Below are 13,398 nucleotides of genomic sequence, written 5' to 3' on the forward strand. Positions count from 1 at the left end.
GATCGTGAGGGTCCGCCGGATCGGATCGAACGCGCCCGCCAACTTTCCCGATCGGGCGAAAACGTCAGTCCCGGATCGGGCCGGTCACCGGGTCCAGGTGGTAGGGCCGCATCACCCGGCCGCCGCTGCGGTAGACGTGCACGCTGATCGCCGGGTCCGGGCCGTCGTTGCGCACCTGGTGCACGTACCCGGGCCCGAACACCCGTGACTGCCCCGCCGACAACGCGTGCAGTTCGGTCACCGCGCGCCCCTCCGGGGACCTCCGCGCGACGGTCTCCGCCAGGTGGCCGCTCACGACGGTGAACGCGCCCACCGACGAGCCGTGGTCGTGCAGGTCGGTCTGCTGGCCGGGCAGCCAGCCCAACAGCCAGATCTCCTCGTCGTCCCGCGATTCGACGAGCGCGGAGAACCGCTCGTCGGGGTCGTAGCGCAGCAGGTGCCGCCAGCGGTCGCGGTCGGCGGCGAACTCGAGTGCGACGCGCACCGGGTGGCGCAGCACGGGCTTCTCGGTCAGGGCGATCGTGTTGTCCGGAACAGCGAACATGGAAACAGGTGTCCTCGTCGGAAAGGTGGTTGTCGGTCAGGCTGGGCTGGGTCAGCGACAACAACAAGGACACAGCGCGGCACCGCGGCGGAGGTCCCGCCGGGTCAGAAGGCCACGCGTCGTCACGGCGCCCACCCAACCAGCGGGCCGGGCGGGCGTCAACTCCGTTCCACCTGGTGGGCAATCCCGAGTGGACCTGCCGGAGGCCGCCGTCAGGACCACTCGTGCTTCTGGCGGCGCCCCAGCAGCTCCGCGCCCACCTGGCGGGGGTCGGCCCCCTCGTGGCAGACGCGGTGCATCGCGTCCGTGATCGGCATGTCGACCCCGTGCACGCGGGCCAGTTCGCGGATCGACGTGCACGACTTGACGCCCTCGGCGACCTGACCACCGGCCGCGGCCTGCGCCTGTTCCAGCGTCTCGCCCCGGCCCAGCCGCTCGCCGAAGGTGCGGTTGCGCGACAGCGGGGACGAACACGTCGCCACCAGGTCGCCGACCCCGGCCAGCCCGGCGAAGGTCAGCGGGTCCGCACCGAGTTTCGTACCCAGCCGGGCCATCTCGGCCAGTCCGCGGGTGATGAGCGTGGCCGTGGTGTTCGCGCCCAGCCCCATGCCGACGGCCATCCCGCAGCTCAGCGCGATCACGTTCTTCGCCGCGCCACCGACCTCGCAGCCCACCACGTCGGTGTTGGTGTACGGCCGGAAGTAGGCGGTGAAACTGGCCTGCTGGATCGCGACGGCCCGGTCGTGGTCGACGCACGCGAGCACCGCCGCGGCCGGCTGCGCCTGCGCGATCTCGCGCGCCAGGTTCGGTCCGGACACCACCACGATCTCGTCGCCGGACACCCCGGTGATCTCGCTGATGACCTCGCTCATCCGCTTCAGCGTGCCCAGCTCGACGCCCTTGGCGAGGCTGACCAGGATCGCGCCGGGCGGCAGCAGGTCCCGCCACCCGGACAGGTTGGCGCGCAGGGTCTGGCTCGGCACCGCCAGCACGACGGCCTCCGCACCGGACAGCGCCTCGGCCGGGTCGTGCGTCGCGGTCAGCCCGTCCGGGAGTTCGATGCCCGGCAGGTAGCCGCCGTTGGTGTGCCGGCCGCGGATCTCGTCGGCGACCTCGGCGCGCCGGGCCCACATCGTGACGTCGCGGCCGGCGTCGGCGAGCACCTTCGCGAACGCGGTGCCCCACGAGCCCGCACCGAGCACCGTGATGCGCTGCACCATCGTCAGTCCGCCGCCTCGGGCTTGCGCGCGGGCGGCTGCTCGCCGCGGATGCCGGCCAGCAGGTCCGTGACCCGCTCCATGAGCAGCTCCGTCACCTCGCGCAGCACCGGCCCGGTCTGCGGCTTGCCGCGGTAGGCCGACAGGTCGATCGGCTCACCGACCGCGTGCGTGACCGTCGTGCGGGGCAGCAGCCGGATCTTCTTGTGGTAGAAGTCCAGGATCTGCTGGGTGCCCCAGCGCGCCACCGGGATCACCGGCACGTCGTTGTCCAGCGCGAGCCGCGCCACCCCGGTGTGCGACCGCTTCGGCCAGCCGTTGGGGTCCTTGGTGATGGTGCCCTCGGGGTAGATGACGACGACCTTGCCCTCGGCGAGGGCCTGGTGCGCGGCGCGGAGGCTGTCCCCGGCCTGCGCCGACCCGCGGTAGACGGGGATGCTGCCCGCGCCCAGGAGGATCCGCCCGAAGATCGGGGCGCGGGCGAGGCTGTCCTTCGCCAGGAACCGCGGCACCCGCTTCTGCCGGTGGATGAACACGGCGTCCACCGCGGGGTCCATGTGGGAGACGTGGTTCATCACGACCAGCGCGGGCCCCTCCCGCGGGATGCGCTCAGCGCCGGTGTAGACCCGCCTGCCGATCCAGCTCACCGGGTAGAACAGCGCCGCGGCGGCTCCGACCCAGAACCCGCCCTTCTCGCGACCGGCCAAGACTCCTCCTGCTGTGGTGTGTGCTGCCGGTAGCTGATCCTAGGTGCACGATTGCGGAAAGATGGTGGCGTGCCCGTACCCGTCGAAATCTCCGGCCTGATCGTGCCGATGAAGCAGCCCCGCGCGGGCAAGTCGCGCCTGCGCGGGGCCGTCGACGAACGCGACCACCCGGCGCTCGTGCTGGCCCTGGCCTGGGACACGCTGGCCGCGGTGACCGCAGCGGGGGTGCCCCGCGTGGTCGTGGTCGCCGCCGATCCGGCCGCGGTGTCCGGTTTGCGCCGCCCGGGCGTGGAGATCGTCGGCGAGCGGGGGCCCGGCGACCTCAACTCCGCGTTGAGACAGGGCGAGGCGCTGCTGCGCGAGCGCGACCCGGCCGGCGTCGTCGGGGCGATCCAGGCGGATCTGCCGGCTTTGCGTCCGGCGGACCTCGCCGCCGCGGTCGCGGCGGCCGACGGGGCGCGCGCGTTCGTCGCCGACGCCGAGGGCACCGGCACCACACTGCTGCTGTCGGCCGCCGGCGGGCCGCTGGACCCCCGGTTCGGTCCGGGCTCCGCGCCCGCGCACGCGCAGTCCGGCGCGGCCCCGCTGGCCCTGGCGGTGCCCAGCCTGCGCCGCGACGTCGACACCCCGGCCGATCTGGCGGAGGCCCGCGAGCTCGGCGTGGGCGCCCGCACGCGGGCGCTGCTGCGCGCGCGGGAGGTGGCGTGAACCTCACCCGACCGCTCGGCGAACTGCTCCGGGTGATCCTCAGGAGCACCGGTGAACTGCTCAATCTCTCGGCCGGAGTATCGGCAGCACGGGCCGAAGTAGGGAACAATGCCAGTGTGAGCAGCGACGAGAACATCCCCCCGGCAACGACCCCACCGGCGTCCGGCGAGACCGACGCGCCCACGAGATTCCGCGCCATCCCGTCGGCCCCGCCGGCGGTGACCCCGTCGGCCGACCAGCTGTCCGCCACCCTGCCCGACGACCGGTACTTCAACCGCGAGCTGTCGTGGCAGGACTTCAACGCGCGGGTGCTGGCCCTGGCCGAGGACGCCTCCCAGCCGCTGCTGGAGCGGGCCAAGTTCCTCGCCATCTTCGCGTCCAATTTGGACGAGTTCTACATGGTCCGGGTGGCCGGGCTGAAACGCCGCGACGAGACGGGCCTGCCGGTGCGCAGCGCCGACGGCCTCACCCCGCGCGAACAGCTGGCCTACATCGCCAAGCGCAACCAGGACCTCGTCGAGCGCCACACCGCCGCGTTCGAGGAGCACGTGCGGCCGGAACTGGCCAAGCACGACATCCAGATCGTGTCCTGGGCCGACCTGGAGGCCGACGACCAGGCGCGGCTGTCGGACTACTTCACCGAGCAGATCTTCCCGGTGCTCACCCCGCTGGCGGTCGACCCGGCGCACCCGTTCCCCTACATCTCGGGCCTGTCGCTGAACCTGGCCGTCACGGTGCGCGACCCGGATCTGGGCACCGAGCGGTTCGCCCGCGTCAAGGTGCCGAACAACGTGCCGCGCCTGATCCGGGTGGAGCAGCAGCGGGAGAGCCGCGTCGCGACCTTCCTGCCGCTGGAGGAGCTCATCGCCGCGCACCTCGGTGAGTTGTTCACCGGCATGCAGGTCACCGAGCACCACGTTTTCCGCGTGACCCGCAACGCCGACGTGGACGTGGACGAGGACCGCGACGAGGACCTGCTGCAGGCCCTGGAGCGGGAGCTGGCGCAGCGCCGGTTCGGCCCGCCGGTGCGGCTCGAGGTCGCCGCCGACATGAGCGAGCACGTGCTCGACCTGCTGCTGCGCGAGCTGGAGGTCGATCCGCACGACGTGGTCGAGGTGCCCGGCCTGCTGGACCTGACCTGCCTGACCCAGCTTTCCAGTTTGGACCGCAAGGAACTGAAGGACCGCCCTTTCGTCCCGGCCACGCACCCGGCGTTCGGTGAGCACGAGACGCCGAAGAGCGTCTTCGCCACCCTGCGCGAGGGCGACGTGCTCGTGCACCACCCGTACGACTCGTTCTCCACGAGCGTGCAGCGGTTCATCGAGCAGGCCGCCGGGGACAGCAAGGTGCTGGCCATCAAGCAGACCCTGTACCGCACGTCCGGTGACTCCCCCATCGTCAACGCGCTCATCGACGCCGCCGAGGCCGGCAAGCAGGTCGTGGCGCTCGTGGAGATCAAGGCCCGGTTCGACGAGGAGGCCAACATCACCTGGGCCCGCACGCTGGAGCGGGCCGGGGTGCACGTGGTCTACGGGCTCGTCGGGCTCAAGACGCACTGCAAGGTCGCGATGGTGGTGCGCCAGGAGGGTTCGACGATCCGGCGCTACTGCCACATCGGCACCGGCAACTACAACCCGAAGACGGCGCGGCTGTACGAGGACGTCGGCCTGCTCACCGCCGACCCGGACATCGGCGCCGACATCACGGACCTGTTCAACGTGCTGACCGGCTACTCGCGGCAGGACACCTACCGCAACATCCTGACCTCGCCGGCCGGGATCCGCCGCGGCATCCTGCGGCTCATCGACGAGGAGATCGAGCACAAACACGCGGGCGCGGAGGCGGGCATCCGCATCAAGTGCAACTCGCTGGTCGACGAACAAATCATCGACGCGCTCTACCGGGCCTCCCGCGAAGGGGTTCCGGTGGAGATCGTGGTGCGGGGTATTTGCGCCCTCAAACCGGGGGTGCCCGGACTGTCGGAGAACATTTCCGTCCGGTCCATTCTCGGCCGGTTCCTGGAGCATTCCCGCATCTTCCATTTCCTGGCCGGCGGCACGTACTGGATCGGCAGCGCGGACATGATGCACCGCAACCTCGACCGGCGGATCGAGGCGATGGTGCAGGTCAAGGACGCGCGGCTGACCAGGCAGCTGGACGACATCCTCGACTCGGCGCTCGACCCGGCCACGCGCTGTTGGGTGCTGACCGAGAACGGGGAGTGGCAGCCCTCCCCCGCGGACACCTCGCAGGTCCGCGACCACCAGACCGAGTTGTTGAAGAAGCACGGGGCCAACGGGTGAGTTCTGTTCGTGTCCGCGCCGCGGGTGCGGTGCTGTGGCGCAGTGGTCCGGACGGCGTCGAGGTGGCGGTGGCCCACCGGCCCCGCTACGACGACTGGTCGCTGCCGAAGGGAAAGCTCGACGACGGGGAGACCGTGCCCGCGGCGGCCGTGCGGGAGCTGCGGGAGGAGACGGGTTTCCGGGCGGTGCTGGGACGGCACCTGATGACCGTCCGGTACTCGGTGGCGGCGGGGCCGAAGAGCGTCGACTACTTCAGCGCGGCGGCGGTGTCGGGTTCGTTCGCGCCGAACGAGGAGGTCGACGAGCTGCGGTGGCTGCCGCCGGCCGCGGCCGCGTCGGTGTTGTCCTACGACAGCGACCGGAGCGTGCTGGCGGAGTTCACCGCGCTGCCCGCCGGGTTGTCGACGTTGCTGCTGGTGCGGCACGCGAAGGCCGGCAAGCGGGACGAGTGGCGGGGCGACGACGACCTGCGGCCGCTGTCGCCGAGCGGGATCCGGCAGGCGGGCGCTCTGCGGGCGTTGCTGCCACTGTTCGGACCGGACAGGGTGCTCGCCGCGCCGCGGTTGCGGTGCGAGCAGACGGTGCGCGGGCTGGCGGACGATCTGGGAGTGCCGGTCGAGCACGAGGACCTGATGGCGGAGGAGTTCTACTGGGACGCCCCGGACGCCGGCCTGGCGCGGCTGGTGGGTTTCGTGTCCGCCGGGGGCACGCCCGTGGTCTGCAGCCAGGGCGGGGTGATCCCGGACCTGGTGAGCCGGCTCGCAGCGCGCGACGAGGTGAGGCTGCCGGTGGACGAAGGTGAGAAGGTGCCGAGCAAGAAGGGCTCGGTGTGGGTCCTGACGTTCCGGGCCGCCCCCGGGAACGGCGGCCCGGTGCTCGTGGCGGCCGACTACCTGCCCACCGCGCTCCCCACACCGGTGACGAGCGCCGCCTGAGGTCCGTCCGCCTGGGACTGTTGGGCGTTGCCCTCCTGACCGGCGACTGGGCGGCGGCCCGGTTTCCTCCAAGCACCATCCGGCGCCCGGCGACGGGAGCCGACCTCCCACGAACCAGACCTCCCCCGCCCCCGATCCCCAGCCCGCCGCTGATCGGCGACCAGAACACTCAAAAGAGGGGGCGGGGTGGTCGGCCCCCAGGTGACCATCGGCGCCGTAGGCGCCCTTCGCCGCTAAGCGACGGAAAAGATCAAGGGATCTCCTCGCCGGACGGCCAGGCTCGGGATGACGGGAGATACTGCCGTCTTGCGTCGGCGGGGTGGTCGCTGGGTGGTCATCCCGCCCCCTTGAGCGCACGGGCGCTGGCGCGCCCGCCGGGGTTGGTGTGAGAACGCTGTCTCGCGGCGGCGCTCCCCACCAAATCCGGCGCCAGGCGACCCGGGCCGGCACCCAACGGCGAAACGCGCCGCCCAACCCTGAACACAACCGCCGCCGCGGGGGCGGCCGGGCACCCCGGAAACGCGGCAGGGCCCCCGCGCATCGCGGGGGCCCTGCCGAGAAGCAGCGCTACGACTTACTTCTTCTTCCGGGTCGCGGTGGTCTTCTTGGCCGCCGTGGTGGACTTGGCCGCCGTGGCCTTCGGCGCCGCCTTCGTGGCGGTCGTCTTCTTCGCCGCGGTGGACTTCGCCGCCGTGCTGGACTTCGAAGCCGTCGACTTCGCCGCCGTGGTCTTCGGGGCCGCCTTGGTGGCAGCCGCGGAACGCGTGCGGCTGGTGGTGCTGCGCGTCGCGGTGGGACGGGTGGTGGTGGCCTTCGCGGTGGTGGCCCGCGAGGACGTGCCGCGCGAAGCGGTGGTGCCGGTGCTGCGGGTCGAAGCAGCCGCGCTACGGGTCGAAGTCGTCGTGCGCTTCGCCGCCGTGGCCTTCGGCAGCTTCTTGGCACCGCTGATGACGTCCTTGAAGGTCGTGCCGGCGCGGAAGGCCGGGACGTTGGTCTTCTTCACCTTGACCGTCTCACCGGTGCGCGGGTTGCGAGCGGTGCGGGCCGCGCGGGCGCGCTTCTCGAACACACCGAAACCGGTGATGTTGACCTTCTCGCCCTTCTGCACGGTGCGAATGATGATGTCCACCAGGTTGTCGACCGCCTGGGAAGCAACCTTCTTGTCGCCCAGACGCTCGGAGAGCGCCTCGATCAGCTGGGCCTTGTTGGCCATTCCAGTCCTCCATGAAGAACTACGTGTCACACGGCCACATCGGCCGACTTCACGCACACGGTATTACCAACTCGCCCAAAATTCCAAACGGCGCGCGGAATTTTTCTGCAGGCGGGGCGTGGTTTCCGCCTCCTGAGCGACCCTCTCGGGCCCGTCCGCGCGCCGTTCGGCGTGGTGTGCCCGGCTCCGCGCCGGGTGCGAATCCCTTGCTGAGCAGGGAATTCGTGTTACCCGGCGGTCACCGGGGTGGTCACCGGCTTCCAGCTGGGACGCTGCGACTCGAACCGGTCGATCGCCTCGGCGTGTCGCAGGGTGAGAGCGATGTCATCGAGCCCCTCCAGCAGCCGCCAGCGGGTGTAGTCGTCGATCGAGAAGGTCGTCTGGAAGTCCTTGGCCCGCACGGTCTTCTCCTCGAGGTCGACCGTGACCTCCGTGCCGGGGTCGTTCTCGAGGATCTTCCACAGCTGCTCGACGTCCGACTGCTCGCACTGGGCCGCGACCAGACCCTGCTTCCCGGAGTTGCCGCGGAAGATGTCGGCGAAGCGGGAGGAGATGACGACCCGGAAGCCGTAGTTCATCAATGCCCAGACAGCGTGTTCGCGCGAAGACCCGGTACCGAAGTCCGGGCCGGCGACCAGCACGCTGCCGGCCTTGAACGGCTCCTGGTTGAGGATGAAGCTCTCGTCGGCCCGCCAGGCCGCGAACAGCCCGTCCTCGAAACCGGTGCGGCTGACCCGCTTCAGGTAGACGGCCGGGATGATCTGGTCAGTGTCCACGTTGGACCTGCGCAGGGGCACTCCGATGCCGGTGTGCGTCTTGAACGGCTCCATGGTGGTGGGCTCCTTCAGTTCAGGTCGTCGGGGCTGGACAGCGTGCCGCGGACGGCCGTCGCGGCCGCGACGAGCGGCGAGACGAGGTGGGTGCGCCCACCCTTGCCCTGCCGGCCCTCGAAGTTGCGGTTGGAGGTCGACGCGCTCCGCTCGCCGGGCGCCAGCTGGTCCGGGTTCATGCCCAGGCACATCGAGCAGCCCGCCTGGCGCCACTCGGCACCGGCGTCGAGGAAGACCTTGTCCAGCCCCTCGGCCTCGGCGGCCTGCCGCACCCGCATCGAGCCGGGGACCACGAGCATCCGGACCCCCTCGGCCACCCTGCGGCCCTGCAGCACCTCCGCGGCGGCCCGCAGGTCCTCGATCCGTCCGTTGGTGCACGAACCGAGGAACACGGTGTCGACCTTGATCTCGCGCAGCGGGGTGCCCGGCTTGAGGTCCATATAGGACAGGGCCTTCTCGGCCGCGAAGCGCTCGTTCTCGTCGGCGATCTGCTCGGGGTCCGGCACGGACTCGCCCAGCGGCAGGCCCTGGCCGGGGTTGGTGCCCCAGGTCACGAACGGGGTGAGGGAGTCGGCGTCGAGGTGGACCTCGGCGTCGAACTCGGCGCCCTCGTCGGTGCGCAGCGACTTCCAGTTCTCCACCGCGGCGTCCCAGTCGGCGCCCTTCGGGGCGTGCGGGCGGCCCTTGAGGTAGGCGAACGTGGTCTCGTCCGGCGCGATCATGCCGGCGCGGGCGCCCGCCTCGATCGACATGTTGCAGATCGTCATGCGGGCTTCCATCGACAGCGCCTCGATCGCGCTGCCCCGGTACTCCAGGACGTAGCCCTGCCCGCCGCCGGTGCCGATCTTGGCGATGACGGCGAGGATGACGTCCTTCGCGGTGACGCCCGGGCGGAGCCGGCCGTCCACGTTGATCGCCATCGTCTTGAACGGCTTCAGCGGCAGGGTCTGGGTGGCCAGCACGTGCTCCACCTCGGAGGTGCCGATGCCGAACGCCATCGCGCCGAAGGCGCCGTGGGTGGAGGTGTGGCTGTCACCGCAGACGACCGTCATGCCGGGCTGGGTCAGGCCCAGCTGCGGGCCGATGACGTGCACGATGCCCTGCTCGGCGTCGCCCATCGGGTGCAGCCGGACGCCGAACTCCTTGCAGTTCTTCCGAAGCGTCTCGACCTGGGTGCGCGACACCGGGTCGGCGATCGGGAGTTCGATGTCGACGGTCGGGACGTTGTGGTCCTCGGTCGCGATGGTCAGGTCCGGGCGCCGCACCTTGCGCCCCGCCAGGCGGAGGCCGTCGAAGGCCTGCGGGCTGGTGACTTCGTGCACCAGGTGCAGGTCGATGTAGAGCAGGTCGGGCTCGGCTCCTTCACCGCGGCGCACGGTGTGCGCCTCCCACACCTTCTCGGCCAGGGTCCGTGGCCGCGTGGTGGTCATCTGTGCTCCTCCCACGAGGTTGATTGGGAGCAAAGGAACCCGAGAGCGACGCCGTATGACGGCGCCCGTGTCTCCGGTTCGATTTTCCCAGATTCTGGACTTCCCAAATGACGGGAAGCTAGTATCGCGTCGTGGGACAGCATAGCTCTTCTGACCAGCAGAGCGGTATCGGCGTTCTGGACAAAGCCGTGGCCGTGCTGCAGGCCGTCGCCGAGGATCCGTGCGGGCTCGCCGAACTGTGCAGCCGGACCGGACTGCCGCGCGCGACCGCGCACCGGCTCGCCGTCGGGCTGGAGGTGCACCGCCTGCTGCGGCGCGGGCCGGACGGGCGGTGGCGCCCGGGTTCGGCCCTGGCCGAACTCGCCGGCGGGACCGCGGACCCGTTGCTGGACGCGGCGAGTTCGATCCTGCCGAAGCTCCGCGACATCACCGGGGAGAGCGTGCAGTTGTACCGGCGCGACGGCGTGCAGCGCGTGTGCGTGGCGACCGCCGAGCCGATGAGCGGTCTGCGCGACACGGTTCCGATCGGCACGCGGCTGTCCATGACGGCCGGTTCGGGCGCGAAGGTTCTCGCCGCGTGGTCGGATCCGCACACGCAGCGCACGATCCTGGCGGACGCGGTGTTCGGGGAACGGACGCTGCTGGAGGTGCGGCGGCGCGGCTGGGCGCAGAGCGTGGCCGAGCGCGAGCCCGGTGTGGCGAGCGTTTCCGCGCCGGTGCGGGATTCCGGCGGCAACGTCATCGCCGCGGTCTCGGTTTCCGGTCCGGTCGAACGGATCGGGCGCAAGCCCGGCGCGCGATGGGCGGCGGATCTGCTCGCGGCGGCGGAGGCGTTGCAGGAACGGTTGTAGCCGCCCGCTTCGGCGCCTCTCCCGCGCACGCGACCGCCGATATGAACATCGCACACGTGTTCGATTCGGTGTAGGGTGTCGTCATGACCGCGGGGCTGCAGGGTTCGCTGTTCGGTCAGGCCGAGGAATGCTCGCTCGGATCCCTGGCCGAGGCGCGGCGGACGGAACTGGGCGACGGCGCGTGGATCGATCTGCGCCCGGGCTGGCTGACGGGCGCGGACCTGTTGTTCGAGCGCCTGGCGTCGGACGTGCCGTGGCACGCGGAGCGGCGCCGGATGTACGACAGGGTCGTCGACGTGCCCCGGCTGTTGTGCTTCTACGGCGAGGACGAGCCGCTGCCGGACCCGGTGCTGGACGAGGCGCGGGAGGCGTTGAGCCGGCACTACGCCGGCGAGCTGGGCGAGCCGTTCCGCACGGCCGGGCTGTGCTTCTACCGCGACGGCCGGGACAGCGTGGCGTGGCACGGTGACACGATCGGCCGCGGTTCACGCGAGGACACCATGGTGGCGATCGTGTCGGTCGGCGCGCCGCGGAGCCTGGTGCTGCGCCCGCGCGGCGGCGGGACCACCGTGCGGCAACTGCTGGGCCCCGGGGATCTGATCGTGATGGGCGGCTCGTGCCAGCGCACGTGGGAGCACGCGGTGCCGAAGACGAGCAAACCGGTCGGGCCGCGGATCAGCATCCAGTTCCGGCCGCGCGGGGTGCGTTGAAGTCCACCCGCGGCTTCGGCGGATCACTTGAACCGGCACGGCGGCCCGAGCCGGTCCGCGGGTGAATTCGCCGCCGAGGCAACCTTCGACTTGACGAAAGGACAGCAGGGTCTTCCCCAGTATCGTCCACCCGGTCGGTGGACGGGAGAACGCCGCGGGGGCACCCGGCGCCGGATGCCCTCAGCGACGTGTCGTCACCCCAGTGAAGAGGGTCAGTAACGCGCCCAGCGGTCGCCTAGCGTGGCCCATTCGCTTTCCCACCGCGCGGCACGCCTGCGGTCCAGCACGAAGCGCGTCACCCAGTACGCGGCGATCAGCACGAGAGCCGCCACGAGCCACGCGAAGATCCCCGCCAGTACACCGGTCGTGGCCGCGTCGGTGGAGCTGATCGGCGCCGGCGCGGGATCGCCGGCCTCGTTCAGCCACACCGGGACCTTCGAACCGGCGGTCGCGCCCGGATCGGCCGCCACGACGCCCGTCTTCGGCTCCCCACCGTTGTAGGTCCACTCCGCACGCACCCCGGCCGAGCCGCTCGTCGAGAACGCGCCCTCGGTCGCCGGCACCGGCGTCGGCGCGTCTTCGACCAGCGTCGCGGTCACCAGGTGCCGCGAAGCCTGTTGCTGCTCGGACACCGCCAGCTGGCCCCCGTACGTCCGGGAACCTGTGAACATCGCGAGCGGAATCGCGATGAGGAGACCCAGCACCACCACCAACAGCAGTGCGGCCTCGACCCGGTCGGACGTTCTGGCCAACGGGTTGCGACCGATGTGCAGGCGTCGCCAGAAACGCCCGATTGGTCCGGTCACGGTCGAATCCCCCTTTCGTCTGCTCCCTCGGCAAGCACAATCGCAATACCCACTGTGCCGCGCCCGTACCCGAATTGGCACTAAAACGAGACCAAGACCGCTGTGAGGGGCCCCTCACAGCGCACCAAGATCGGGATGTATCCATGCTGGCACCGGTGAACGGTTCACAACATCGACCGAAAGGGCTTTCCGTGACCACCGGGAGACACGCAGCGTGACCGCCTGGACCTGGCCCAACCGCCGCGCGCGGGCCGGCGCGGACTGGTCACGGCAACACGGCGCTGTTATCGTCCCTTGATGGGGAGCAGTTGCGCGTTAATCGCGCAATACCACTTCGGTGTTACACATTTGCCAGACAATTCCCGTCACATTTCTCGGAAACCCGCTGCGCCGAAAGAGTGACGACGAAAGCAGTGAAACAACGGGGCGTCACCAGACGTCGCCGTCGCGCCAATCGCACGTCAGCTCGGCGTCGGGCGTCAGCCCGTAGGGCAGCCCGAGGACGAGGACCCCGCCGGCCTCCTCCGGCGTCGCCCGGAGCCCGGACGGCGTGAGCGCCGACAGCGGACCGCGCCAGCACGCCCAGCCGCGCCCGCGGTAGAACGGGATCGCCTCGTCCGTCGCAGCGAGCGCACCGAACTCGTAGGCCTCATGGACAACGCGCTCCAGCGGCTCCATCACCGCGGCCCCGTAGCCGCGCCGACGGCGGTCCGCCCGTACCCCGACTGCCTCCACGTATCCGGCTCGCCACGCCCGCCCGTCACAGAGCAGCCTCCGCTGCACCACCGACCCGTGGGCGACCGGTTCTCCGCCCTCCCACAGCAGGGCGTGCACGCCGCCGAGGGCGTGCTCCCAGTCGTGCTCGGTGATGTCGCCTTCGAAAACGTCGTACAACAGGTCGCGGGCCGCGGCGAGGGCCCGGGCGCCGAGATCGGCGGTGTGGGCGACCTGCAGGGTGACCTCGGCCATACTCGAGACTAGGACGGCGCGTCCCGGGTGGACAACGCGATTTCCTTGCCGGGCAACGAAAAAGACCGCCAGCCTGGTGGCTGACGGTCCTTCTGCGTACCCCCGATGGGATTCGAACCCACGCTACCGGCGTGAGAGGCCGGCGTCCTAGGCCGCTAGACGACGGGGGCTAGGT

The 13,398-nt window shown here is 70.9% G+C and carries 13 protein-coding genes and 1 tRNA gene; 5 read left to right on the forward strand and 9 right to left on the reverse strand.

Annotated elements, in window-relative coordinates; genetic code table 11:
• Nucleotides 1-64 precede the first annotated feature (64 nt).
• The 3 genes from FB470_RS03985 to FB470_RS03995 all read right to left on the reverse strand — a co-directional run bounded on the left by FB470_RS03985 (nt 65) and on the right by FB470_RS03995 (nt 2,468).
• Nucleotides 65-544 carry a cysteine dioxygenase gene (locus FB470_RS03985; RefSeq protein WP_306988821.1) on the reverse strand — a complete coding sequence of 160 codons (480 nt, stop codon included), beginning with the start codon at nt 542-544 and terminating at the stop codon, nt 65-67.
• A gap of 212 nt (nt 545-756) precedes the next feature.
• Nucleotides 757-1,764: an NAD(P)H-dependent glycerol-3-phosphate dehydrogenase gene (locus FB470_RS03990; protein ID WP_306988822.1), complete on the reverse strand. Its 1,008-nt coding sequence runs from the start codon at nt 1,762-1,764 to the stop codon at nt 757-759.
• Nucleotides 1,765-1,766: 2 nt separating this feature from the next.
• Complete coding sequence (locus FB470_RS03995) at nt 1,767-2,468, reverse strand: lysophospholipid acyltransferase family protein (protein ID WP_306988824.1); 702 nt, start codon at nt 2,466-2,468, stop codon at nt 1,767-1,769.
• 69 nt (nt 2,469-2,537) lie between these two features.
• Here FB470_RS03995 and cofC point away from each other — a divergent pair, with 69 nt between their 5' ends.
• The 3 genes from cofC to FB470_RS04010 all read left to right on the forward strand — a co-directional run bounded on the left by cofC (nt 2,538) and on the right by FB470_RS04010 (nt 6,414).
• Nucleotides 2,538-3,176, forward strand: coding sequence for a 2-phospho-L-lactate guanylyltransferase (cofC, locus tag FB470_RS04000; RefSeq protein ID WP_306988825.1), 639 nt, complete (start codon nt 2,538-2,540; stop codon nt 3,174-3,176).
• A gap of 116 nt (nt 3,177-3,292) precedes the next feature.
• Nucleotides 3,293-5,479, forward strand: coding sequence for an RNA degradosome polyphosphate kinase (locus tag FB470_RS04005; RefSeq protein WP_306988826.1), 2,187 nt, complete (start codon nt 3,293-3,295; stop codon nt 5,477-5,479).
• A complete protein-coding gene (locus tag FB470_RS04010) occupies nt 5,476-6,414 on the forward strand; it encodes an NUDIX hydrolase (RefSeq protein ID WP_306988827.1) in 939 nt (312 codons plus the stop codon). The genes FB470_RS04005 and FB470_RS04010 overlap by 4 nt, the downstream gene beginning before the upstream one ends.
• A 574-nt stretch (nt 6,415-6,988) precedes the next feature.
• On the opposite strand, the gene FB470_RS04015 is transcribed toward FB470_RS04010, so the two are convergent.
• The 3 genes from FB470_RS04015 to leuC form a co-directional block, all read right to left on the reverse strand.
• Nucleotides 6,989-7,627, reverse strand: a complete 639-nt coding sequence (locus FB470_RS04015) for an HU family DNA-binding protein (RefSeq protein WP_306988828.1) — start codon at nt 7,625-7,627, stop codon at nt 6,989-6,991.
• 227 nt (nt 7,628-7,854) lie between these two features.
• Nucleotides 7,855-8,457 carry a 3-isopropylmalate dehydratase small subunit gene (gene leuD / locus FB470_RS04020; RefSeq protein WP_306988829.1) on the reverse strand — a complete coding sequence of 201 codons (603 nt, stop codon included), beginning with the start codon at nt 8,455-8,457 and terminating at the stop codon, nt 7,855-7,857.
• A 14-nt stretch (nt 8,458-8,471) separates the two neighbouring features.
• Nucleotides 8,472-9,887, reverse strand: a complete 1,416-nt coding sequence (gene leuC / locus FB470_RS04025) for a 3-isopropylmalate dehydratase large subunit (RefSeq protein WP_306988831.1) — start codon at nt 9,885-9,887, stop codon at nt 8,472-8,474.
• A gap of 131 nt (nt 9,888-10,018) precedes the next feature.
• Here leuC and FB470_RS04030 point away from each other — a divergent pair, with 131 nt between their 5' ends.
• Nucleotides 10,019-10,738 carry an IclR family transcriptional regulator gene (locus FB470_RS04030; protein WP_306988833.1) on the forward strand — a complete coding sequence of 240 codons (720 nt, stop codon included), beginning with the start codon at nt 10,019-10,021 and terminating at the stop codon, nt 10,736-10,738.
• Between the two features lie 83 nt (nt 10,739-10,821).
• A complete protein-coding gene (locus tag FB470_RS04035; RefSeq protein ID WP_306988835.1) occupies nt 10,822-11,448 on the forward strand; it encodes an alpha-ketoglutarate-dependent dioxygenase AlkB in 627 nt (208 codons plus the stop codon).
• Nucleotides 11,449-11,660: 212 nt separating this feature from the next.
• Here the strand turns inward: FB470_RS04035 and FB470_RS04040 are convergent, their stop codons facing one another.
• From FB470_RS04040 to FB470_RS04050, 3 genes are all read right to left on the reverse strand, one after another.
• Entirely contained in the window at nt 11,661-12,254 is a 594-nt protein-coding gene (locus FB470_RS04040) for an Rv1733c family protein (protein WP_306988836.1), read from the reverse strand.
• A gap of 429 nt (nt 12,255-12,683) precedes the next feature.
• Nucleotides 12,684-13,223 carry a GNAT family N-acetyltransferase gene (locus tag FB470_RS04045; protein WP_306988838.1) on the reverse strand — a complete coding sequence of 180 codons (540 nt, stop codon included), beginning with the start codon at nt 13,221-13,223 and terminating at the stop codon, nt 12,684-12,686.
• A 97-nt stretch (nt 13,224-13,320) separates the two neighbouring features.
• A tRNA-Glu gene (locus FB470_RS04050) sits at nt 13,321-13,393 on the reverse strand.
• Between the last annotated feature and the right edge of the window lie 5 nt (nt 13,394-13,398).

It is taken from the genome of Amycolatopsis thermophila (genome assembly GCF_030814215.1).
GTDB lineage: Bacteria > Actinomycetota > Actinomycetes > Mycobacteriales > Pseudonocardiaceae > Amycolatopsis_E > Amycolatopsis_E thermophila.

Coding starts and splice junctions, on each gene's coding strand:
- FB470_RS04015 (WP_306988828.1), bottom strand. CDS start 7,627: ATGGCCAACAAGGCCCAGCTGATCGAGGCGCTCTCCGAGCGTCTGGGC.
- leuD (WP_306988829.1), bottom strand. CDS start 8,457: ATGGAGCCGTTCAAGACGCACACCGGCATCGGAGTGCCCCTGCGCAGG.
- FB470_RS03990 (WP_306988822.1), bottom strand. CDS start 1,764: ATGGTGCAGCGCATCACGGTGCTCGGTGCGGGCTCGTGGGGCACCGCG.
- FB470_RS03985 (WP_306988821.1), bottom strand. CDS start 544: ATGTTCGCTGTTCCGGACAACACGATCGCCCTGACCGAGAAGCCCGTG.
- FB470_RS04035 (WP_306988835.1), top strand. CDS start 10,822: ATGACCGCGGGGCTGCAGGGTTCGCTGTTCGGTCAGGCCGAGGAATGC.
- FB470_RS04045 (WP_306988838.1), bottom strand. CDS start 13,223: ATGGCCGAGGTCACCCTGCAGGTCGCCCACACCGCCGATCTCGGCGCC.
- leuC (WP_306988831.1), bottom strand. CDS start 9,887: ATGACCACCACGCGGCCACGGACCCTGGCCGAGAAGGTGTGGGAGGCG.